This is a genomic window from Streptomyces sp. SD31 (assembly GCF_052068475.1).
Taxonomy (GTDB): Bacteria; Actinomycetota; Actinomycetes; order Streptomycetales; family Streptomycetaceae; genus Streptomyces.
In genome coordinates this window covers 1-21387 of the sequence record NZ_JBQHCX010000018.1, presented here as the reverse complement: position 1 = coordinate 21387, position 21387 = coordinate 1, and the positions used below count along the sequence as shown (strand labels likewise).

The window sequence follows — 21387 nt, the reverse complement described above, 5'->3', positions numbered from 1 at the left end:
GCATTACGCGAACGCCGGGACCTCCTTCGGGTTCGGGCCGTACTGGTTCTCGCCCGCCGCGCTGTCCGAGCACGTGAAGACCAGCATGACGATGAAGCCGACGAGCGGAATCACCGAGATGAGGATCCACCAGCCGGAGCGGCCCGTGTCGTGCAGTCGGCGAATGGTGACGCCCAGGCTGGGCAGCAGGGTCGCGACCACGAAGATGCCCGCGAGGGCGGGGAAGTCGATAGCGAAGCCGACGCCGGCGAACACGATGTAGAAGATGCTGTTGAACAGCATGTACATCCAGTATTCCTTGCGGCGCGCACGCCCGCCGAAGACCGCGTACTTCTTGAGCGCCTCGATGAACCAGCTCATTGCATCCCCCCAGGGATCGAACGTGAGACCCTCCGGAACGGATCAGGCCAAGCGCAGAACGTAGGGATGATGACGAGAACTCGTCAATTCCCTTTGTTCCTGCAGCTCATCGAGCCGGGCAGCACCCAACTCCCCGAATGTGCCCCGCCGCCGACGTCGATTTCAGGACAGAACCACCGAAGATCGCCGCGTGATCCCCACGGCCTCCCCGGGCGGCCACCGAACCTTCCTCGGACCGAGTTCCGGCCGTTGCCGAACCGAGCGCGTACCGATGTCAGCCCTTGATCGATCCGATGCCGGAACGAGCCGGAACCGTAGCCCGGCAGCCACCCGCGAGAGCGGCGTCAGACCAGTCGGCGTGCGGCCTCGACCGCCCAGTACGTCAGAATGTTCCGTGCCCCCGCCCGCTTGATGCCGGTCAGCGTCTCGAGGATGGCCCGGTCCCGGTCGATCCAGCCCTTCTCCGCGGCGGCCTCGATCATCGAGTACTCACCGGAGATCTGATAGGCCGCGACCGGCACGTCCACCGCGTCGGCGACCCGGGCCAGGATGTCGAGGTAGGGCCCGGCCGGCTTGACCATCACCATGTCGGCGCCCTCCTCCAGGTCGAGGGCGAGCTCGCGCAGGGACTCCCGCGCATTCGCCGGATCCTGCTGATACGTCTTGCGGTCACCCTTCAGCGACGAGGCGACGGCCTCCCGGAAGGGCCCGTAGAAGGCGGAGGCGTACTTGGCGGTGTAGGCGAGGATGGCGACATCCTCACGCCCGATCTGATCAAGGGCGTCCCGGACGACCCCGATCTGCCCGTCCATCATCCCGCTGGGCCCGACGACATGCGCGCCCGCGTCGGCCTGCACCTGCGCCATCTCGGCGTACCGCTCCAGGGTGGCGTCGTTGTCGACGCGCCCTTCGGCGTCCAGCACCCCGCAATGCCCGTGATCGATGGTCTCGTCGAGGCACAGGTCGGACATGACGAGCAGCTCGTCCCCCACCTCGGCCCGCACATCCCGGATGGCGACCTGCAGAATCCCGTCCGGATCGGTACCGGGCGTCCCCAGCGCGTCCTTCTTCTCCTCCTCGGGCACCCCGAAGAGCATGATCCCGGAGATACCGGCCTCCACCGCCTCCGCCGCGGCCTTCTTCAGGCTGTCCCGCGTGTGCTGGACCACGCCCGGCATGGCGGCGATCGGCACCGGCTCACTGACGCCCTCGCGCACGAAGGCCGGGAGGATGAAGTCGGCGGGATGCAGCCTGGTCTCGGCGACCATGCGCCGCATGACGGGGCTGGTCCGCAGACGCCGCGGCCGCGTGCCGGGGAAGGATCCGTACGTCGTCATGCCACCTACGCTACGCCCGCCCCGGCAGCGCCTTTGCCGACGGGACGTCGGGACGGCCGGGACGGGCCCGTACGGCCGTGGCGGCCCCGCATGCGGCCCCCACCCCACGGGTCCATCCTGAAGAAAGGGCCCGAAGGCCCAGGCCCTCCTGAGCCGGCCCCGAACACAAGGACCCCGACGGCCCCGCCCCACCCCGCCTCGCCGCCGCCGTCCCTCCGTACCGTACGTACACCGCGGAGGACGCGATGACTGCCGCCCGCCACCTCAACACCCCCGATCTCTTCGCCCTCTCCGAGATCCACGGCCCGGTCCTGCGCCCCGGCGACGAGGGCTACGCCGACGAGGTCACCGGCTTCAACCTGGCCGCGCTGCACACCCCCGACGTGGTGGTGGGCGCGACGGGCGTCGATGACGTCGTGACCGCGCTGCGCTGGGCGTCAGCCACGGGCACCCCGGTCGCCGTCCAGTCGACCGGCCACGGCGCGAACTTCCCCATCGACCACGGCCTGCTCATCAACACGGCCCGCATGACCGACGTACGGATCAACCCGGCGGAGCGCCTCGCGACCATCGCGGCCGGAGCGAAATGGCGGCACGTCCTGGAGGCGGCCGCACCGCACGGCCTCGCCGCACTCTGCGGCACGTCCACGGACGCGGGCGCGGTCGGCTACACGCTGGGCGGCGGACTCCCGGTGATGGGCCGGGCCTACGGCTACGCGGCCGACCTGGTCCGCTCCTTCCAGGTCGTCACGCCCGACGGCACGCTCCGCGACAGCGACCCCGACCATGAGCCGGAGCTGTTCTGGGCGCTGCGCGGCGGCAAGGGCAACGTGGGCGTGGTGACCTCCATGGTCTGCGAGCTGCTGCCCGTCCCCACACTCCTCGGCGGCGGCGTCCACTGCCCCGGCGAGCACGCCGAGGCCCTGCTGCGCACCTGGACCGACTGGACCCGAACCCTGCCCGACGAGATGTGCAGCGCCTTCACCCTCCTGCGCCTGCCCCCCATCCCGGAGATCCCCGAACCGCTGCGCGGCGGCTTCTGGGCCCGTGTCGCGATCGCCTGGCCCGGAGACCCGGCCGAGGGCGAACGCCTGCTCGCCCCGATCCGCGCGGCGGCCCCGGTAGCGGTCGACACGATCGAGGTGATGCCCTACGCGGCCCTGGACCGCATCCACATGGAGCCGCAGGACCCGCTCCCCGCCCGCGAGTCGTGCGCCCTGCTGCGCGACCTCACTCCGGACGCCATCGACACCTTCCTGGCCCAGGTGGGCCCCGAGGTCCCCGACTGCCCCCTCCTCCTGGTGGAGATCCGCCACATGGGCGGCGCCCTCGCCCGCCCCGCCCGCCTGGAGGACGCGATCTGCGCCCGAGACGCGAACTACTTCCTGGAAACGGTCGGCGTCCTGGCCGCACCCCCGGCAGCCGAAGCCATAGAACAGGCGACGAGGGCCCTGCACGCAGCAATGGCCCCCTACGGCACGGGCTACACGATGGTCAACATCCACGGCACCCCGGGCGACGCCACCGACCGCGCCCGAGCCTGGACCCCAGAGGTCTACGACCGCCTACGCAAGGACAAGTCCACCTACGACCCAGCCAACCTGCTCCGCTTCGGCCACACGGTCACGGCATAACGCCGGTCCAGGCACCCCAGCCCGTAACGAGGCCCGTTCAGGGCCGAAGCGGGGTCTGGGGCGGCAGCCCCAGCGGAGTCGAAGGGGCGGAGCCCCTTCAAGGAGGGGACGGGTAGGGGCGGCGGGGGCGAACCCCACCACCCCCCAACACCTACGTGGTGGACCGCCGACGCCGAGCCCCCGGCCGCCGCTCACTCGGCCGAGTAACCGGATCCCCGGCCTCCACCGCAGCAGCCCGCCGCCGCATCCCGAAGTCGGCCAACGCCTCAGCCAACTTGTGCACAGACGGCTCCGGAGCCATCACATCCACCCGAAGCCCATGCTCCTCAGCGGTCTTCGCGGTAGCGGGCCCGATACAAGCGATCACCGTCACGTTGTGCGGCTTACCGGCGATCCCCACCAGATTCCGCACAGTCGACGACGACGTGAAGAGAACGGCATCAAAGCCACCCCCCTTGATCGCCTCCCGCGTCTCGGCCGGCGGCGGCGAAGCCCGCACGGTCCGATAGGCCGTGACGTCATCGACCTCCCAGCCGAGCTCGATGAGCCCAGCGACCAGCGTCTCCGTAGCAATGTCCGCCCGAGGCAGGAACACCCGGTCGATCGGATCAAAAACGGGGTCATACGGCGGCCAGTCCTCGAGCAGCCCCGCAGCCGACTGCTCCCCACTGGGCACAAGATCCGGCTTCACACCAAAGGCGATCAACGCCTTCGCGGTCTGCTCCCCCACCGCGGCGACCTTGATCCCGGCAAAGGCACGGGCATCGAGCCCGTACTCCTCGAACTTCTCCCGCACGGCCTTGACCGCGTTGACCGACGTAAACGCGATCCACTCGTACCGCCCGGTGACGAGCCCCTTGACCGCCCGCTCCATCTGCTGAGGCGTCCGCGGCGGCTCGACGGCGATCGTCGGCACCTCGTGCGGCACGGCCCCGTACGACCGCAACTGGTCGGAGAGCGAAGCAGCCTGCTCCTTCGTGCGCGGAACGAGCACCCGCCACCCGAAGAGCGGCTTGGACTCGAACCACGACAACTGCTCACGCTGAGCAGCGGCAGAACGCTCACCGACCACGGCTATCACCGGCCGCCCGCCCTCCGGCGAGGGCAGCACCTTGGCCTGCTTCAGCGTCTGCGCGATGGTCCCGAGCGTCGCGGTCCAGGTCCGCTGACGCGTGGTCGTACCGGCGACCGTGACCGTCATCGGCGTATCAGGCTTACGCCCCGCGGACACCAGCTCACCCGCAGCCGCACCGACAGCATCCAGCGTCGTCGAGACGACGACGGTCCCGTCCGACGCCCCGACCTCGGTCCAGCACCGGTCGGACGCCGTCCGCGCGTCCACGAACCGCACGTCCGCGCCCTGAGCGTCCCGCAACGGCACCCCGGCATACGCCGGCACGCCCACGGCCGCGGCCACACCCGGCACGACCTCGAACGGCACGCCCGCCGCGGCGCACGCGAGCATCTCCTCGGCGGCGTACGCGTCGAGCCCGGGATCCCCGGACACCGCACGCACGACCCGCCTGCCGTTGCGCGCGGCCTCCATGACAAGATGTGCGGCATCCCGCACCGCGGGTAGCGCAGCGGTCGTTGACGCGCCGTCAACAACCGCTAGCTGAGGCGTGCCTGTGCCCGGAACGGGGTCCGAATCGGGACCCGTATCCGTATGCACTTCGGCGACACCGGATCTGGCGTGCTGGCGTACGACGTCGAGCACCTCGTGCTCGGCGACGAGTACGTCCGCGTTCGCCAGCGCCTCGACAGCGCGCAGAGTCAGCAGTCCCGGATCCCCGGGTCCGGCACCGAGGAAGGTGACGTGCCCGTGTTCAGGACCGGCGGCGGGAAGGGTGGTGGGGCTCACTGTGCTCGCTCCCCCATCAGACCGGCCGCGCCCTGGACAAGCATCTCGGTAGCGAGTTCGCGACCGAGCGCCAGCGCTTGGTCGTGCGTCTCGGGCACGGGACCGGTGGTGGACAGCTGCACCATGCGAGTGCCGTCGGTCGTGCCGACGACGCCGCGCAGGCGCATTTCCTTGACAATCTGCCCGTCGGCCAGCAGGTCGGCCAGCGCGCCCACAGGGGCGGAGCAGCCGGCCTCCAGGGCGGCGAGCAGTGATCGCTCGGCGGTCACGGCGACCCGCGTGAACGGGTCGTCGAGTTCGCCGAGCGCGGCGATCAGGTCCGCGTGGTCCGCGGTGCATTCGATCGCCAGGGCCCCCTGGCCGGGGGCGGGCAAAACCGTGTCGACTGACAGAAAATCAGTCACCTCATCGATGCGGCCGATGCGCTGCAACCCGGCCGCGGCCAGCACCACCGCATCCAGCTCACCATCGCGCACATACCGGATGCGCGTATCCACGTTGCCGCGGATCGGCACGGTCTCCATGTCCAGCCCGTGGCTGCGCGCGTACGCGTTCAGCTGCGCCATCCGGCGCGGCGAACCCGTACCGATGCGCGCTCCGCGCGGCAGGTCGGTGAGCTTCAGGGCGTCCCGCGCGACGATCACATCGCGCGGGTCCTCCCGCTGCGGAACGGCCGCCAGGACCAGTTCCTCGGGCTGTGCGGTCGGCAGGTCCTTCAGGGAGTGCACCGCGAAGTCGACCTCGCCCTTGAGGAGCGCGTCGCGCAGAGCGGTGACGAACACGCCGGTGCCGCCGATCTGCGCGAGGGCCTCGCGCGAGACATCGCCGTACGTGGTGATCTCGACGAGTTCGACGGGCCGTCCGGTCACCTGGCTCACGGCGTCCGCGACCTGCCCGGACTGGGCCATGGCGAGCTTGCTGCGCCTGGTGCCGAGCCGTAGTGGCTGCTGAGTCATCGTGGGCCTCGGTTCTTGTCGGTGCTGTCCTCGGCCCGCGAGACGGAGGCCACCGTCTCCTGGTCGAGGTCGAACAGGGTCCGCAGCGCGTCCGCGTATCCGGCGCCGCCGGGCTCGGCCGCGAGCTGCTTGACCCGCACGGTCGGGGCGTGCAGCAGCTTGTCCACCACCCGCCGCACGGTCTGCGTGATCTCGCTGCGGTGCTTGTCGTCGAGGCCCGGGAGGCGGCCCTCCAGACGGGCGATCTCGTTCGCCACCACATCGGCGGCCATGGTGCGCAGCGCGACGACGGTGGGCGTGATGTGCGCGGCCCGCTGCGCCGCCCCGAAGGCCGCGACCTCGTCGGAAACGATACGGCGGACCTGGTCGACGTCGGCCGCCATCGGAGCGTCCGCGGACGCCTCGGCCAGCGACTCGATGTCCACCAGCCGCACCCCGGCCAGCCGGTGCACGGCGGCGTCGATGTCGCGCGGCATGGCGAGGTCGAGAAGGGCGAGGGCCGGCGCGGGGCGGGGCGCCTCGACGACGGGCTCGGGCTTGCGGCGCTCGGGGATCCGGCCGACGGTCGCCACCGTCGCGGCGAGCGCGGTGATCAGCTCGGCGTCGGCCTCGGGGCTGCGCCGGGCGGCCTCACGCCGGTCGACGGCGCTGCCCGCAGCCCAGGCCGCGTGCTGCTCCAGCGTGGCCGCGTCCATACCGGCGACGGCGGCCTCCCCCATCACGGAGAAGCCTCCCTGCACGGCGGTCAGGTCCAGCGGACAGCCCTCGTCGCTGCCGACGCTGGTGGGCGGCAGCGGAGTCTGCCGTACGTCGCCGCCGTCGGCGTTGGCCCTGGCGGCGGGCGCCTTGGCCGCCGTACGACCGCTGCCGTCGGCCCCCTCGAAGGCGACCGCCCGCCCGGTACGGCCGTCGACCGCCGCCGCGACCTGCTCGGCCGTGAGGACGAGCCCGGTGGCGCCGGTGCAGGAGACGGCGACGTCGGCACGTGTCAGCTCGACCGGCACCGACTCCATCGGTACCGCGCGGGCCAGCACGTCCACTTCGTCGGCCTCGACAAGGATCTGCGCGAGCCGCTCGGCGCGGTCGAAGGTGCGGTTGGCGACGACGATCTCGGCGACCCCGGCACGCGCGAGCGTGGCCGCGGCCAGGGAGGACATCGAGCCGGCGCCGATGACCAGGGCCTTCTTGCCGCGGGCCCAGTCCTCGACGGGCCGACCGGAGGACAGCTGCTCCAGGCCGAAGGTGACCAGGGACTGTCCGGCGCGGTCGATGCCGGTCTCGGAGTGGGCGCGCTTGCCGACGCGCAGGGCCTGCTGGAACAGGTCGTTCAGCAGCCGTCCGGCGCTGTGCAGCTCCTGCGCCTTGGCGAGGGAGTCCTTGATCTGCCCGAGGATCTGCCCTTCCCCGACGACCATGGAGTCGAGCCCACAGGCCACCGAGAACAGATGATGGACGGCCCGGTCCTCGTAGTGCACGTACAGGTAGGGCGTGAGCTCGTCCAGCCCCACCCCGCTGTGCTGGGCGAGCAGCGTGGACAGCTCGGCGACTCCGGCGTGGAACTTGTCCACGTCGGCGTACAGCTCGATGCGGTTGCAGGTGGCGAGCACCGCGGCCTCGGTAGCGGGCTCGGCGGCGACGGTGTCCTGCAGCAGCTTGATCTGGGCGTCCGCGCTCAGCGCCGCGCGCTCCAGGACGCTGACCGGGGCGCTGCGGTGGCTCAGCCCCACGACGAGGAGACTCATGCCGGCATCACGGCGGGTACGTCCCCGTCGGGCCCCTGGTCGGCGGATGCGTCGGACTCCTCGCGGGTGACGGCGGCCGGGCCGGCGCCGTCGGAGGCAGCTTCCTCGCCGGCCTTGCGCTGCTCGTGGAAGGCGAGGATCTGCAGCTCGATCGACAGATCGACCTTGCGCACGTCGACGCCGTCCGGGACGGACAGCACGGTCGGCGCGAAGTTCAGGATGGAGGTGACCCCGGCGGCCACGAGCCGGTCGCAGACCGCCTGGGCGGCACCGGCGGGGGTGGCGATGACACCGATGGACACGCCGTTGTCCTGGATGATCTTCTCGAGGTCGTCGGAGTGCTGCACCGGGATCCCGGCGACGGGCTTTCCGGCCATCGCGGGGTCGGCGTCGATGAGCGCGGCGACCCGGAACCCCCGGGAGGCGAATCCGCCGTAGTTGGCGAGCGCGGCGCCGAGGTTACCGATACCGACGATCACAACCGGCCAGTCCTGGGTCAGCCCCAGCTCACGGGAGATCTGGTAGACGAGATACTCGACGTCGTAACCGACACCCCTGGTCCCGTACGACCCGAGGTACGAGAAGTCCTTGCGCAGCTTCGCGGAATTGACCCCCATTGACCCCCGCCGCGGCCGCGAGCTCCTCGGACGAGACCGTGGGCACCGAGCGCTCCGACAGCGCCGTCAGGGCTCGGAGGTACAGCGGAAGCCGGGCGACGGTGGCCTCGGGAATCCCTCGGCTGCGGGTCGCCGGTCGGTGAGTTCGGCCAGTTGCCACGGTGCTCCTGCGGGTAGAGCGGGGCTGTAGGCGGTCACACGTACCCAGACCGCCCCGTCGACAGCAGGCTATGTCTTTGTGAACGCGTGCACAAAGATGGTGTCCGATTTGCCCGCCCAACGTGACCGGGCTCACGCACGCCCGGCGCACGGGTATGGAACCGGCGCATTCGCACCACCGTTCCTCTGCTCTTGGGGGCAAAACCGCACACTCTCCTCAACGATCCCCGCCCCCCAGACCAAGTCGCCGTCGATCCTAAGCGACTTCCCGGACCAGTTGGACTACTCAGTCAGTGCTTTGCGGAGGCGATTCTCGTCCACGCGCCAGAAGGTGTGCTGGGCACCGTCGACGAGGACGACAGGGATCTGTTCCCAGTACTGGTCGTGGAGTTGAGGGTCCTGGTTGATGTCCTTCAGCTCCCACGGAACCCCCAGCTCGGCACAGACCTTCTCGACGACGGTCTGTGCGTCATCACACAGATGGCACGCGGGCTTTCCGATGAGGGTGACGAGCCGGTCCTCGGGGGACTTGGCCGCGGCACGACGAAAGAGGGGACTCATGTCAGCCATTCTCGCGCGCCGACACCCCAGGACCGAACGGATGCACCCCCCGCGTCGCCACCACGCTGTTTAACTGCGCGGTCGCGGAGAGTTCACAACCTTCAAACCTCTCGACTCCGGAAGCACCGAACAAACTGGCTATGCTCACGGTCATGGCCGCTCTTGGATGGCTCACTCCCCGTAGGCGCTCCGCCACGGCGCGGAGCGTGTTGGCTGGCGAGGCTTCGGCGGAGGCAGCGCGCAAGTCGTCGCAGGAAGCGACGGAGGTCTCCGACGCCGAACCGGAGTTCCCGGTACTCGGCGACGAGAAGGCCGCCGCGTTCTTCGACCTGGACAACACCGTGATGCAAGGTGCCGCCCTCTTCCACTTCGGGCGGGGCCTGTACAAGCGGAAGTTCTTCGAGACGCGCGACCTCGCCAAGTTCGCCTGGCAGCAGGCGTGGTTCAGGCTGGCCGGGGTCGAGGACCCGGAGCACATGCAGGAGGCCCGCGACTCGGCACTGTCGATCGTGCAGGGCCACCGCGTCGCCGAGCTCCAGTCGATCGGCGAGGAGATCTACGACGAGTACATGGCCGAGCGCATCTGGCCCGGCACACGCGCCCTCGCCCAGGCACACCTGGACGCGGGCCAGAAGGTATGGCTGGTGACGGCGGCCCCCGTGGAGATCGCCCAGGTGATCGCCCGCCGCCTCGGCCTGACGGGCGCCCTGGGCACGGTGGCGGAATCGGTGGACGGCGTCTACACCGGCAAACTGGTCGGCGAACCGCTCCACGGCCCGGCGAAGGCGGAGGCAGTCCGCGCCCTGGCCGCCGCGGAGGGCCTGGACCTCTCCCGCTGCGCGGCATACAGCGACTCGCACAACGACATCCCGATGCTCTCCCTGGTCGGCCACCCCTACGCCATCAACCCCGACACCAAGCTCCGCAAACACGCCCGCAAGCTGGACTGGCGCCTACGCGACTACCGCACGGGCCGAAAGGCAGCCAAGGTCGGCATTCCGGCGGCCGCGGGAGTGGGTGCGGTGGCCGGCGGCACAGCCGCGGCGATCGCGCTGCACAGGCGCCGACGGTAGCTCGCCGACGGACGGGGCCCCGCGGGCGTGGGGTGGGGGTTCGCGTAGCGCCTGCGGGGTCGGTTGCGGGTCGGCGGCCGTGCCGGGGGTGTCCGTCCTCGGTCCGGCGGTCGCTGTCGGCCAGAAGGTCCCGCGCGTTGACGCCGGCCACTGCGGGCGGACACCCCCGGCACGTCCCCTTCTCGCCGTACGCGACTGCGGGCCCGCGGGGCTGGGCGCTCGACGCAGGTCGATCACTTTCCATCACCGATCCAGGCATCTCAGCCCGCCCGACGTTCGAGGACGAGGCGAGGCCATCCGCAAGCCCCCAGGGCGCCGGCACTCCAGGCATTCCAGCCCGCCCAGCGCGCGGGGACGACGCCACACCATCCCCAGCCCCACCCACCCACCCACCCACCCATAGGGGCTTGGCCTTCAAACGCCGGCCCGCGCCCTCAGCCCGTCCGGCGTTTGAGGACGAGGCCCGTTCAGGGCCGAAGCGGGGGTCTGGGGGCCGCAGGCCTCCAGGAGCGCGGGGTCGAAGGGGCAGCGCCCCTGGAGGATGGGACGGGTAGGGGCGGCGGGGGCGAGGACCGCTTTTGGGCCACGCCCGGGCCGAACACCCAATCCGCACCCCCTACCCCCACAACCCCCTGTCCAGTCCCCTTGGCTGCACACGGCCACAACACGCCCCGGAGTCAGCCGGAACACGGACGGATTCGATCAACAACCGGTCACTCTCCGGCACTTGATCGGGCGTCAATCGGTTACAGAAGAGACGCAATCGGTGATTTGAGCAACTGGGCGTAGCAGTGCCTGCACGAAGCGTTATTCTCCTCAGACGCAAACCGGTACCCCTCCGTCGCTACGACGGGTGAACGGTCCCGCACTGCACGTGATGGAAGCTCTGCCTCTGGGAGTCCCGTGTACCCACACGTCGGGGTTGACGCCTCGGGCCTGGCTACGCTGCGCGCAACGGTCAAAGACCTGTTGCGCGGCTTCGTCCCCACCGCGTACGCCGTCCCCGCCCTCGCCGTAACCACCGCGCCCGTAGGCCCGTGCTACGCGCTCGCCGACGGCAGCGCCGCCGTCGGCAGACGGGGCCGCTCGGCCGGTACGGCGACAACCGCTCGTCGGCCTGCCGCTGACAGCGACAGCGCTCGAATGATGGATCTCGTGGAACGCGCACAGGCCGGCGAGGCCGACGCGTTCGGACGGCTCTACGACCAATACAGCGACACCGTCTATCGCTACATCTACTACCGAGTCGGAGGGAAGGCCACCGCCGAAGACCTCACGAGCGAGACCTTTCTGCGGGCACTCCGCAGGATCGGCACCTTCACCTGGCAGGGTCGGGACTTCGGGGCATGGCTCGTCACCATCGCCCGCAACCTCGTCGCCGACCACTTCAAGTCCAGCCGGTTCCGCCTGGAGGTGACCACCGGGGAGATGCTCGACGCCAACGAGGTCGAGCGATCCCCCGAAGACTCCGTCCTCGAGTCACTCTCCAACGCCGCCCTGCTCGACGCCGTACGACGCCTCAACCCCCAGCAGCAGGAGTGCGTCACTCTCCGTTTCCTCCAGGGCCTCTCCGTCGCCGAGACGGCCCGCGTCATGGGCAAGAACGAGGGCGCCATCAAGACCCTCCAGTACCGGGCCGTCCGCACCCTCGCCCGGCTGCTCCCGGACGACGCGCGCTGACCGCGTCACCCCCACCGAAGCAGTACTCTCCGCAACCATCAACTCACCGTCGGTGAAAGTCCGTTGACTTCGCGGTCCGTTCATCCGCTGTCCGTAACCCAAGTGCCGCGCCGCTCGTTGTGCGGGATGCAGGCTCCCTGTGGTCACTCCCTGACCGACTTCGATCACTCGATCGTGTGGATTTGGTCAGGGCGTGCAACCCTCAGGACCCCCTGGGGAGTCGACCGTCATCACGAGAGGAGGTGCCGCCAGTGATCGCGAACGTATCGGCGCACCGGCGGGCGAACGCCTTCGCCCAGGCCCTGGAGGAGCTGACCGACCGGGGCTCGGCGGCCGAGCAGGCCGAGCAGCCAGATGGATCGGCACCAGCATCGGCTGCTGCGGAACAGACCGAGCAGGGACGCCTGTTGGCCGTCACCGCGAGTCTCGACGAGCTGCCCAAGCCCGTACTCGACCCCGAGGTCAAGGTCGTTCAGCGGGCCCAGCTCGTCGCCGCGATGGAGGCCATGCTGCAGGAGGGCACGGCGGGGGGCGAGGCGGATCCAGCCGTACCCGGGCAGCGCTCGAATCGGGCACCGGGCGCCCACCGGGCCTCCCCGCTGGGGAAGTTGCGGCCGCGTTCGCGGCTGACCAAAGGCCTGGCCGCAGGCGGGCTCAGCGTCGGTGTCGCGGCGGGAGCCTTCGGTGGAGTGGCCGCGGCGAGTTCCGACGCCCTGCCCGGTGACTCCCTCTATCCCCTCAAGCGCGGCATCGAGGACTTCAAGCTCAATGTCATGGCCGACGGCGACGACGAGCGCGGGCGAACATATCTCGACCAGGCCTCCATCCGGCTGAGCGAGGCCCGCAGATTGATGGAGCGTGATCGCGGCGGCCGACTCGACCACGAGTCGCTCGGCGAGATCCGCCGTGCCCTGTCCGGGATGCGCCACGACGCCTCGGAGGGGCATCGCCTGCTCCGTGAGGCCTACGAGCGCGACCCGGGCTCCCTGGGGCCCATCCAGGCCCTCTCCGCCTTCTCGCGCTCCCACCGCGAGGTCTGGGGCCACCTGCGCGAGCGGCTTCCCCTCCAGCTCGGGGACGTCAGTGAGCAGGTGTCGTCGGTGTTCGACGCCATAGACGAAGAGGTCGCCCCGCTGGAGTCCCTCCTCCCGCCGGCTCCGGCACAGGACGGCGACGGCAAGCGGCGGGGCGGTTCCGGATCGACGTCCACCGGTACCTCCGGCTCCGACCGACCGGCTCACCCCAGCGCCGACGGAAGCGGCTCCTCCGACGGCCACCGGTCCAGCCGCCCCAGCAATTCGGCCGAGAGCTCCGGCAGCGAGAGCGAGGGCCTGCTCGGCGGAAACACCGGCGGCCTGCTCGACCCACCGAAGGACACCGGCAACACCGGCGCCTCACCCTCCACATCGACCCCGAGCACCGAGCCCGCCGTCACCCTGCCCCCACTGCTCCCCGGCCTGCTCCCCGGCCTGGGCATCGAAGGCGAGGACGCGAACTAGCGCCCGCAACCAGCGCTTGCAGAGCAGCGAGTCGTACGACAGCGGGGGCGTCCCTCACTCGAGGGGCGCCCCCGCTGTCGTACCAACGTTTCTCCGTCAAACGCTGCTCCGTCAGAAGAACACCGACCGCCGCTGCACCAACAACTTGTACAGGGTGTGCTGGATCTGCTCCCTCACCTGGTCGGTCAGGTTGAACATGAGCATCGGATCCTCCGCGGCCTCCGGCGGATACCCGTCCGTAGGGATCGGCTCGCCGAACTGGATCGTCCACTTGGTCGGCAGGGGAATCGCACCCAGCGGACCCAGCCACGGGAAGGTCGGCGTCAGCGGGAAGTACGGGAAGCCCAGCAGACGGGCCAGCGTCTTCGCGTTGCCGATCATCGGGTAGATCTCCTCGGCCCCGACGATCGAGCACGGGATGATCGGGGCGCCCTGGCGCAGTGCCGTGGAGACGAAGCCGCCCCGGCCGAAGCGCTGCAGCTTGTAGCGCTCGCTGAAGGGCTTGCCGATGCCCTTGAAGCCCTCCGGCATCACGCCGACCAGCTCGCCCTGGCCCAGCAGCCGCTCGGCGTCCTCGGCGCAGGCGAGGGTGTGGCCGAGCTTGCGGGCGAGTTCGTTGACCACCGGCAGCATGAAGACCAGGTCAGCCGCGAGGAGGCGCAGGTGCCGGCCCGCCGGGTGGTGGTCGTGCACGGCGACCTGCATCATCAGGCCGTCCAGCGGCAGCGTCCCGGAATGGTTGGCGACGATCAGCGCGCCGCCCTCGGCCGGGATGTTCTCGACACCCTTCACCTCGACCCGGAAGTAGTTCTCGTACACCGGGCGCAGCAGGGACATCAGGACCTGGTCGGTGAGCTCCTCGTCGTACCCGAAGTCGTCGACCTCGTAGTCCCCGGTGAGGCGGCGGCGCAGGAAGGCCAGGCCACTCGCGATACGCCGCTCCAGGCCGCCGTCGTCCTGGGGCTTGGGGGGCGGCTGTTCCTCACGTGTCACAGGAACATCATCCTGCGCGAAGGACCGTCCGGGGAGGGGCTGGACCTCACCTACCAGCGCGGATTCACCGTTCTTGCGCCGGCTCCCCGCACTCCGGCGCCGCTGCGGCCGCTGCACGGCGCTCCCGCGGGACCGGTCGTCGTCGAACGGAATGACCTTGGCGTCCGCCATCGTTGATGCGCTCCTCAGTTGGCGCTCTGCGTCGGGGGGTTGCCGCCGCCCAGGACGGGCAGCGCGGCGATCCGGTCGACGGCCCCCGCAAGGGCCTCCGGCGGCAGGAGTCCGGGACCGCGGCTCTTCGCGAAGTCCGCGAACGTCTCCGCCGTCGTGTACTTCGGCTTGAATCCGAGCGTCTCTCGCATCTGGACCGTCGACACCACCCGGCCGTGCGTGAGCAGCCGGATCTGCTCGGGCGAGAAGTCCGACATGCCCAGGGTACGCACCAGGGAGCCCGCCCAGGTGACCGCGGGGAGCAGGAGCGGCACGGTCGGGCGGCCCAGCCGCCGGGAGCACTGCGAGAGCAGCAGGACGCCGTCGCCGGCGATGTTGAAGGTGCCGCTGTTGAGCGTGCCCCGCTCCGGCTCGTGCGAGCCGATGCGCAGCACCTCGATCACGTCGTCCTCGTGCACGAACTGCAGCCGCGGGTCGTAGCCGAACACGGTCGGCAGCACCGGCAGCGAGAAGTACGAGGCGAGCGGCGTGTCCGCGCTCGGGCCGAGGATGTTGGCGAACCGCAGCACGCACACGGCGACATCGGGCCTGCGCCGCGCGAACCCGCGCACATAGCCCTCCACCTCGACCGCATCCTTGGCGAAGCCGCCGCTGGGCAGGGATTTGGGCGGGGTGGTCTCGGTGAAGACGGCCGGATCGCGGGGCGCGGACCCGTACACGTTCGTACTGGACTTCACGACCAACCGCTTGACGTTCGGGGACTTCTGGCAGGCGCCGAGCAGCTGCATCGTCCCGATGACGTTGGTCTCCTTGACCGTGGTCCGGCTGCCGCTGCCGAGCGCGGTCCCGGTCACGTCCATGTGTACGACGGTGTCGGCGCCGCTCTCGGCCAGCACCCGCGCGATGGTGGGCTGCCGGATGTCGGCCTGGATGAAATCGGCACCGCCCAGATGATGCTCGGGCGGAACCGCGTCCACGGCGACCACCCGGTCCACCTGTGGGTCACGCTGGATCCGTCGTACGAACCGGCCCCCCAGTTGACGGGCCACTCCGGTCACGAGCACGACCTTGCCCAAGATCAGCGCCTTCCTTCCAGCACTCGTACCCCTGCCGAGTTCCCCGTGTGCGGCCAACTTAGCGGTTCGGTGTTGCGCTGTGATGACCGCCCAATGCATGAAGTGACGAGAATTCCATGCGTACGACCAGACGGCTCACGTCTCTGTCCAGTCATATGCACAGCGTTCGAACCTTCGCACAACGACCTCGACACACGCATCCGCGAGAGATCCACGCGACACGCAACCTCCACAGCCGCCGGTCCACGTGACCGCGATACACACGCGATACACATGTGGCCCCCCACCGGATCTCGGATCTGGTGGGGGGCCACAAAGCACGCCACTTTCGCGGCGCGCCGCGCTTACTTCTTGTTGCGACGCTGAACGCGCGTGCGCTTGAGCAGCTTGCGGTGCTTCTTCTTGGCCATCCGCTTGCGCCGCTTCTTGATAACAGAGCCCACGACTACCCTCGCTCACTTCTCATCACTCGGTGTTTGGGCGCCATGGGCCCACACGACCTACGAGGGGCTAGCCTACCCGCCCGAGCGCTGAGGTCGTAATCGAGAGCGGTGAGGGGGAATCCTGAACAGCCCTGAGGCTCCCCCTCACCCACTGCCGTCAGGCGGTTTCCACCCCCACATAGCTCTCGCGGAGGTATTCGTGAACCGCTTGCTCGGGGACGCGGAACGACCGCCCCACCCGGATCGCGGGCAGATGACCGCTGTGCACCAGCCGGTACACGGTCATCTTCGACACTCGCATCACCGAGGCGACTTCCGCCACGGTAAGGAACTGAACCTCGTTCAGAGGCCTCTCGCCAGCTGCAGCCATGACACACCTGAACCTTCCGCACTCGACGGCCACCGGCTTCCCCTTCCGGTGACTCTTCGTCGCTGCGTGCTCACTCCCCAATGTAGGGGCGGGTGATGCGAGTGGGGAAGAGGTGCACCCATCAACGGCCTACTGTGACAGACACGCTCGATTGAGTACGTAGCGGGTAAGCGGCCGGTAGTAATCAGACCGCACACCGTCATCAACCGGAACGACGACGGACACAACCCCCTCCGCCTCCCCCACAAAGAGCGCCGGGTCATTCGTATCGGCAAGACCAATGGCCTCAAACCCCAGCTGACCTGCCCCGCAGACCCAACCGTGGTCCCCGATCACCAGCTCAGGCAACGGCCCGCCGACCTCCGCGGCGGCGGCGAGCGCGACACGAACCGGGAGGGGAGAATGCGTGTGTGCGCCGGGCTCACGCCGGGTGCTCGGAACGCCGGCTTCCCGCACCAACGCGACTCCTCGTACGTAGTCAAGGTTGTACGTGCGTAGGCCGAACCGGGTCGTTATGTCGACACAGCGACCATGCGCGGGACTGAGGACGGCACACCCCGCCGCCGACAACGCGTCCGCCAAGGCGGCGTAGAAACCGAGCAGCCGATGCGGATGCCCGGTTCCCAGCAGCACGGCCTCGCCGCGCTGGGCGGCAGCCGCGACCCGGTCGGCGAAGGCATCCAGAGCGGTCAAAGTCCGCTCCGGATCGATCACATCACGGCCGGAGACACACTCTGGATCGGCCGAAACCCCACACTTCGCCGCCATCAACTCGATCAAATCCCGCTGCCGCCAAGCCCCTTCCGGATCGAGCCCGATGAGCACACGAGGGTCGCGAGCAGCGAAAAGCCGATAACTCCTGAGGCTCTCCTCCCGAGAAGTAGCCACGGTCCCGGCAAGCCGAGCGGCCAGAAGATGGGCACGAAGGGCTCCGGTACTCAGCACGAGAGCGATGGTGACGCACGGGAGGGCACGGAGGCATGGGAACGGGAAAACACCGCACAGTTGGGCTAATGAGCCCGGTCCGAGCTGCACCTCCCAGCACGACACCCACGCACCACGAACGATCATTTCCCAGCACAGGTCCAGGCATTTCAGCCCGCCCGGCGTCCGAGACCAAGGCCGCACCGTCCCGAGCCCCACCACCCACCCACGGGGGGCTTCACCTCTTGAGGCCGGTCCAGGCATCTCAGCCCGTCTGGGGGTGCCCCCTGGGGGAATTTGAGGACGAGGCCCGTTCAGGGCCGCAGCAGGGGTCCAGGGGGCGCCAGCCCCCTGGCGGGGTCTAAGGGGCGGAGCCCCTTCAGGATGGGACGGGTAGGGGCGGCGGGGGCGAAACCCCACCCAGCACCCACCCCCACCTACGCCAACATCCCCCGCAACGGAAACACAGCCCGCCGAGTCGCCAACACCGCCTGATCCAGCCGATCCGCAGGGTCATACCCCGCTTCCCAACCAGCCCAAGACACAGGCCACCGCCCATCGGTCATCCGCGCCGGCCCCAACTGCCGAGTCCGCGCAAAAACCTCCTGCCGCCACCCCTCCGGAATCATCGCCGCGGGCTCAATCGCCCGCCCCGCCGCGACGCCCACCAGATGCGTCCACGACCGCGGCACAACCTCCACCACGGCATACCCGCCCCCACCCAGCGCGACCCACTTCCCGTCGGCGTACTCGTGCGCCAGATCATGACAGGCCACCTGCACGGCCCGCTGCGCGTCCAGCGAAACGGCAAGGTGCGCCAGCGGATCCTCGAAGTGCGTATCGGCCCCATGCTGCGTCACCAACACCTGCGGCCGGAAGTCAGCGATCACCTCCGGCACCACCGCATGGAACGCCCGCAGCCACCCCGCATCCCCGGTCCCGGCCGGCAACGCCACATTCACGGCCGTACCCTCCGCGGACTCGCCGCCGGTCTCCTCCGGCCACCCGGTCTGCGGAAACAACGTACGAGGATGCTCATGCAGCGAAACCGTCAGCACCCGCGGATCCTCCCAGAAGGCGGCCTGCACCCCATCCCCGTGATGCACATCCACATCGATGTAGGCGACCCGCTCGGCCCCCAGCTCCAACAGCCGGGCAATGGCCAGCGAGGCATCGTTGTAGATACAGAACCCCGACGCACCCCCCGGCATCGCATGGTGCAACCCGCCCGCGAAGTTCACCGCATGCAGCGCCTCCCCCCGCCACACGGCCTCCGCAGCCCCCACCGACTGCCCGGCGATGAGCGCGGACACCTCGTGCATCCCCACGAACGCAGGATCATCCAGCGTCCCGATCCCGTACGACTGATCAGCCGCCCCCGGATCCACCGAGGCCGCCTTCACGGCCTCGATGTAGTCCTGCCGATGGACCAGCCGCAACGTCGACTCCCCGGCCGGCTGCGCCGAGACGACGTCCACGTCCTTGTCCAGCCCGAAGGCGTCGACGAGCCTCCTGGTCAGGGCCAGCCGGACCGGGTCCATCGGATGGTCCCGACCGAAGTCATAGCCCGTTACTGCCTCGTCCCACATCAGCTGTGCGCGGCCGCTCATGCCCGTCACCGTATCGGTCCGGTTGAGCGGCGAACGACCGGGCGTACACAAGCGTCACCAGCACCAACACCATCGGCACAAGCATGGCCCCGCGATAGTTCCAGGCATCGCCCAGCGCACCCACCAAGGGCGAACCGATCAAAAACCCTACGTAATTGAACACATTGAGCCGCGCAATGGCCGCATCCGAAGCCCCCGGCCCGCCCGCCTCAGCAGCGTGCCGCCCGGCCGCCGCGAACGTCTGCGGCACGAGCACACACAGCCCGAGCCCGAGCAGCGTGAACCCCAGCATCCCGACCCACGCCCCGGGCGCCCCGGCCACCACCGCGAACCCCACGGCCGCCACCAGCGCCCCCACCCGCACTACGGCCACAGCCCCGAACTTCCGCACCCCGAAGTCCCCGATGGCCCGCCCCAGCAGCGTGGTCACCATGTAGACGTTGTACGGCACGGTCGCCAACTGCTCCGAACTCCCCAGCACGTCCTGCAGATACTTCGCGCTCCAGTTGGAGACGGTCGAATCCCCGATATACGCGAAGGTCATCACCAGACACAGCGGCAACAACGCCTTGAAAGCGACGGCCCGCCCCGCGGCCGCACCCTCACCCTCCACACGTACGGCCACGGACCCCCGGTCGACGTACCACCGACTCCCCACCAACGCGGCCGGCAACAACACCACGACGACCGGCAGATACGACACGACCAGCGCCAGATCCCAGTGCGCTCCCACCCAGGCCAGCGAGGCCCCCACAATCCCGCCCAGGCTGTACACCGCATGAAAACTGAGCATGATGCTGCGCCCGTACGACCGCTGCAGGCTCACTCCGAGCATGTTCATCGAGGCGTCGAGCGCACCCACGGCCAGCCCGAACGCCGCGAGCGAGATCCCCAGTTCGACCATCCGGTCCCCCGCCCCGACCCCGAGCAGGGCCAGGAGCACGACGGGCTGGGACCACCGCAGCAGCCGGCTGGGCGGTATCCGCTTCACCAGCCGCTCGGTCGTCACGCTCCCGACGCCGGCCAGGATCGGGACTGCGGCGAGGAAGGCGGGCAGCAGCGCGTCGGAGACCCCGTACCGGTCCTGGATGGCCGGGATCCGGGTCACGAGCAGCGCGAAGGCAACGCCCTGAGCGAAGAAGCTGAACGCCAACGAGGCCCTACCGCGCCGCAGCACATCAGTCATGGCGGCGAGCGTAGGGCTCCGGCGTACTGGTGGGTAGATCCAGCCAAAGATGAATTCTCCTCAGCTTCACGTCACCCACTCGACAACGGCCCCCACAGCCACGGGAACAGGGCCGACGGCCGAACGGTCCCCGCCCTCGCCGCGCACTCACTGTCAGACCAGCAGGTCAACCAACTCCCCCATGTCAGAGAAGAGTTGAGTGGCCCCCACCAGCCTCTCGGTCGGCGTCATCGCGGTGAACCCGTACACATCCATCCCGGCCGCGACAGCCGCCCTCACCCCCAACGGACTGTCCTCGATCACCACACACCGAGCCGGTACGACCCCCATCCGCTCGGCGGCATACAGAAACAGATCCGGCGCCGGCTTCCCCCGCCCCACATCCTGCGAACTGAAGATCCGCCCGTCATCGAACCACCGGTCCAGCCCGGTCGTCCGATGCCCCACCCGAATCCGCTCATGGCTTCCGGAGGAGGCGACACAGTACGGCACCCCGTCCGCAGCCAACTTCTCCAGCACCCCGACAGCCCCGGCCACCTGCTCCAACTCCCGCTCGAAAGCGGCGAAAACCCGCCCATGAAAGACGTCGTCGAAGTCCTCCGGCAACCGCCGCCCGGTCCGTTCCTCCACCAGATCGTGTATCCGGTGCATGGCGGAGCCCATGTAGTCACGCAGGGACTCCTCGTACGAGGTCGGATGCCCGAGCTCGGTGAGATAGCCGGCGAGGAGCCTGTTGGAGATGGGCTCGCTGTCGACAAGCACACCGTCGTTGTCGAAGATAACGAGGTCATAGCGCATACCCAGACCCTATCGACCCCGAAATGCAGAAAGCCCCCGTGCCGGTATCCCCGGCCGGGGGCTTTCTCAAAATTTGTTCGGCGGCGTCCTACTCTCCCACAGGGTCCCCCCTGCAGTACCATCGGCGCTGTAAGGCTTAGCTTCCGGGTTCGGAATGTAACCGGGCGTTTCCCTCACGCTATAACCACCGAAACACTATGAAACTGTCCAGCCGCACCATGCCGTGACCTTGGCATGGGGCTGTTCGTGGTTTCAGAACCAACACAGTGGACGCGAGCAACTGAGGACAAGCCCTCGGCCTATTAGTACCGGTCACCTCCACACCTTGCGGTGCTTC

General features: G+C 69.4%; 18 protein-coding genes, 1 rRNA gene and 1 pseudogene. 4 read left to right on the top strand and 16 right to left on the bottom strand.

Annotation, left to right across the window (positions count from 1 at the left end):
• Positions 1 to 3: 3 nt before the first annotated feature.
• Entirely contained in the window at positions 4 to 360 is a 357-nt protein-coding gene (locus tag ACTMVF_RS32620) for a DUF805 domain-containing protein (protein ID WP_441274688.1), read from the bottom strand.
• A gap of 344 nt (positions 361 to 704) precedes the next feature.
• Positions 705 to 1697 (bottom strand): porphobilinogen synthase, encoded by a 993-nt coding sequence (hemB, locus tag ACTMVF_RS32615; protein ID WP_441274687.1) that lies wholly within the window; start codon positions 1695 to 1697, stop codon positions 705 to 707.
• Positions 1698 to 1942: 245 nt separating this feature from the next.
• On the opposite strand from hemB, the gene ACTMVF_RS32610 reads away from it, so the two are divergent.
• Complete coding sequence (locus ACTMVF_RS32610; RefSeq protein WP_441274686.1) at positions 1943 to 3331, top strand: FAD-binding oxidoreductase; 1389 nt, start codon at positions 1943 to 1945, stop codon at positions 3329 to 3331.
• A 151-nt stretch (positions 3332 to 3482) separates the two neighbouring features.
• Here ACTMVF_RS32610 and ACTMVF_RS32605 read toward each other — a convergent pair whose 3' ends face one another.
• The 5 genes and pseudogenes from ACTMVF_RS32605 to ACTMVF_RS32585 all read right to left on the bottom strand — a co-directional run bounded on the left by ACTMVF_RS32605 (position 3483) and on the right by ACTMVF_RS32585 (position 9236).
• On the bottom strand, positions 3483 to 5192 hold the full coding sequence (locus tag ACTMVF_RS32605) for a uroporphyrinogen-III synthase (protein ID WP_441274685.1): 1710 nt from the start codon (positions 5190 to 5192) through the stop codon (positions 3483 to 3485).
• A complete protein-coding gene (gene hemC, locus ACTMVF_RS32600) occupies positions 5189 to 6148 on the bottom strand; it encodes a hydroxymethylbilane synthase (RefSeq protein ID WP_441274684.1) in 960 nt (319 codons plus the stop codon). Before hemC ends, ACTMVF_RS32605 begins: the two co-directional genes overlap by 4 nt.
• Positions 6145 to 7890 (bottom strand): glutamyl-tRNA reductase, encoded by a 1746-nt coding sequence (locus tag ACTMVF_RS32595; RefSeq protein ID WP_441274683.1) that lies wholly within the window; start codon positions 7888 to 7890, stop codon positions 6145 to 6147. Before ACTMVF_RS32595 ends, hemC begins: the two co-directional genes overlap by 4 nt.
• Positions 7887 to 8667 (bottom strand): annotated as a pseudogene (locus ACTMVF_RS32590) (redox-sensing transcriptional repressor Rex). Before ACTMVF_RS32590 ends, ACTMVF_RS32595 begins: the two are co-directional and overlap by 4 nt.
• A gap of 281 nt (positions 8668 to 8948) precedes the next feature.
• A complete protein-coding gene (locus ACTMVF_RS32585; RefSeq protein ID WP_441274682.1) occupies positions 8949 to 9236 on the bottom strand; it encodes a glutaredoxin family protein in 288 nt (95 codons plus the stop codon).
• Between the two features lie 143 nt (positions 9237 to 9379).
• Between ACTMVF_RS32585 and ACTMVF_RS32580 the strand changes: the two genes are divergently transcribed.
• The 3 genes from ACTMVF_RS32580 (at position 9380) to ACTMVF_RS32570 (ending at position 13479) form a co-directional block, all read left to right on the top strand.
• Positions 9380 to 10300, top strand: coding sequence for an HAD family hydrolase (locus ACTMVF_RS32580; RefSeq protein WP_441274681.1), 921 nt, complete (start codon positions 9380 to 9382; stop codon positions 10298 to 10300).
• A 903-nt stretch (positions 10301 to 11203) separates the two neighbouring features.
• Positions 11204 to 11980: an ECF subfamily RNA polymerase sigma factor, BldN family gene (locus ACTMVF_RS32575; RefSeq protein ID WP_441274680.1), complete on the top strand. Its 777-nt coding sequence runs from the start codon at positions 11204 to 11206 to the stop codon at positions 11978 to 11980.
• A gap of 251 nt (positions 11981 to 12231) precedes the next feature.
• On the top strand, positions 12232 to 13479 hold the full coding sequence (locus ACTMVF_RS32570) for a DUF5667 domain-containing protein (RefSeq protein WP_441274679.1): 1248 nt from the start codon (positions 12232 to 12234) through the stop codon (positions 13477 to 13479).
• 111 nt (positions 13480 to 13590) lie between these two features.
• On the opposite strand, the gene ACTMVF_RS32565 is transcribed toward ACTMVF_RS32570, so the two are convergent.
• From ACTMVF_RS32565 to rrf, 9 genes are all read right to left on the bottom strand, one after another.
• Complete coding sequence (locus tag ACTMVF_RS32565; RefSeq protein WP_441274678.1) at positions 13591 to 14643, bottom strand: lysophospholipid acyltransferase family protein; 1053 nt, start codon at positions 14641 to 14643, stop codon at positions 13591 to 13593.
• 14 nt (positions 14644 to 14657) lie between these two features.
• Positions 14658 to 15719: an NAD-dependent epimerase/dehydratase family protein gene (locus ACTMVF_RS32560; RefSeq protein ID WP_403338792.1), complete on the bottom strand. Its 1062-nt coding sequence runs from the start codon at positions 15717 to 15719 to the stop codon at positions 14658 to 14660.
• A 344-nt stretch (positions 15720 to 16063) separates the two neighbouring features.
• Positions 16064 to 16162 (bottom strand): 30S ribosomal protein bS22, encoded by a 99-nt coding sequence (locus ACTMVF_RS32555; protein ID WP_003948845.1) that lies wholly within the window; start codon positions 16160 to 16162, stop codon positions 16064 to 16066.
• A 157-nt stretch (positions 16163 to 16319) separates the two neighbouring features.
• Positions 16320 to 16532: a helix-turn-helix domain-containing protein gene (locus ACTMVF_RS32550; RefSeq protein WP_004984898.1), complete on the bottom strand. Its 213-nt coding sequence runs from the start codon at positions 16530 to 16532 to the stop codon at positions 16320 to 16322.
• A 129-nt stretch (positions 16533 to 16661) separates the two neighbouring features.
• Positions 16662 to 17477 carry a phosphatase gene (locus ACTMVF_RS32545; RefSeq protein WP_441274677.1) on the bottom strand — a complete coding sequence of 272 codons (816 nt, stop codon included), beginning with the start codon at positions 17475 to 17477 and terminating at the stop codon, positions 16662 to 16664.
• A 416-nt stretch (positions 17478 to 17893) separates the two neighbouring features.
• Entirely contained in the window at positions 17894 to 19066 is a 1173-nt protein-coding gene (locus ACTMVF_RS32540; RefSeq protein WP_441274676.1) for an acetoin utilization protein AcuC, read from the bottom strand.
• The gene (locus tag ACTMVF_RS32535) at positions 19017 to 20252 is read right to left on the bottom strand and encodes an MFS transporter (protein ID WP_441274675.1); all 1236 of its coding nucleotides are present in this window, start codon (positions 20250 to 20252) and stop codon (positions 19017 to 19019) included. The genes ACTMVF_RS32540 and ACTMVF_RS32535 overlap by 50 nt, the downstream gene beginning before the upstream one ends.
• 153 nt (positions 20253 to 20405) lie before the next feature.
• The gene (locus tag ACTMVF_RS32530; RefSeq protein ID WP_441274674.1) at positions 20406 to 21050 is read right to left on the bottom strand and encodes an HAD family hydrolase; all 645 of its coding nucleotides are present in this window, start codon (positions 21048 to 21050) and stop codon (positions 20406 to 20408) included.
• Between the two features lie 75 nt (positions 21051 to 21125).
• Positions 21126 to 21242, bottom strand: a 5S ribosomal RNA gene (gene rrf, locus ACTMVF_RS32525).
• Positions 21243 to 21387 lie beyond the last annotated feature (145 nt).

What these genes read in the sequence shown, in the direction of transcription:
- ACTMVF_RS32550 (WP_004984898.1), bottom strand. Translation starts at nt 16,532, where the DNA reads ATGGCTGCAGCTGGCGAGAGGCCTCTGAACGAGGTTCAGTTCCTTACC.
- hemB (WP_441274687.1), bottom strand. Translation starts at nt 1,697, where the DNA reads ATGACGACGTACGGATCCTTCCCCGGCACGCGGCCGCGGCGTCTGCGG.
- ACTMVF_RS32585 (WP_441274682.1), bottom strand. Translation starts at nt 9,236, where the DNA reads ATGGCTGACATGAGTCCCCTCTTTCGTCGTGCCGCGGCCAAGTCCCCC.
- ACTMVF_RS32565 (WP_441274678.1), bottom strand. Translation starts at nt 14,643, where the DNA reads ATGGCGGACGCCAAGGTCATTCCGTTCGACGACGACCGGTCCCGCGGG.
- hemC (WP_441274684.1), bottom strand. Translation starts at nt 6,148, where the DNA reads ATGACTCAGCAGCCACTACGGCTCGGCACCAGGCGCAGCAAGCTCGCC.
- ACTMVF_RS32620 (WP_441274688.1), bottom strand. Translation starts at nt 360, where the DNA reads ATGAGCTGGTTCATCGAGGCGCTCAAGAAGTACGCGGTCTTCGGCGGG.
- ACTMVF_RS32530 (WP_441274674.1), bottom strand. Translation starts at nt 21,050, where the DNA reads ATGCGCTATGACCTCGTTATCTTCGACAACGACGGTGTGCTTGTCGAC.
- ACTMVF_RS32610 (WP_441274686.1), top strand. Translation starts at nt 1,943, where the DNA reads ATGACTGCCGCCCGCCACCTCAACACCCCCGATCTCTTCGCCCTCTCC.
- ACTMVF_RS32580 (WP_441274681.1), top strand. Translation starts at nt 9,380, where the DNA reads ATGGCCGCTCTTGGATGGCTCACTCCCCGTAGGCGCTCCGCCACGGCG.
- ACTMVF_RS32595 (WP_441274683.1), bottom strand. Translation starts at nt 7,890, where the DNA reads ATGAGTCTCCTCGTCGTGGGGCTGAGCCACCGCAGCGCCCCGGTCAGC.
- ACTMVF_RS32540 (WP_441274676.1), bottom strand. Translation starts at nt 19,066, where the DNA reads ATGAGCGGCCGCGCACAGCTGATGTGGGACGAGGCAGTAACGGGCTAT.
- ACTMVF_RS32535 (WP_441274675.1), bottom strand. Translation starts at nt 20,252, where the DNA reads ATGACTGATGTGCTGCGGCGCGGTAGGGCCTCGTTGGCGTTCAGCTTC.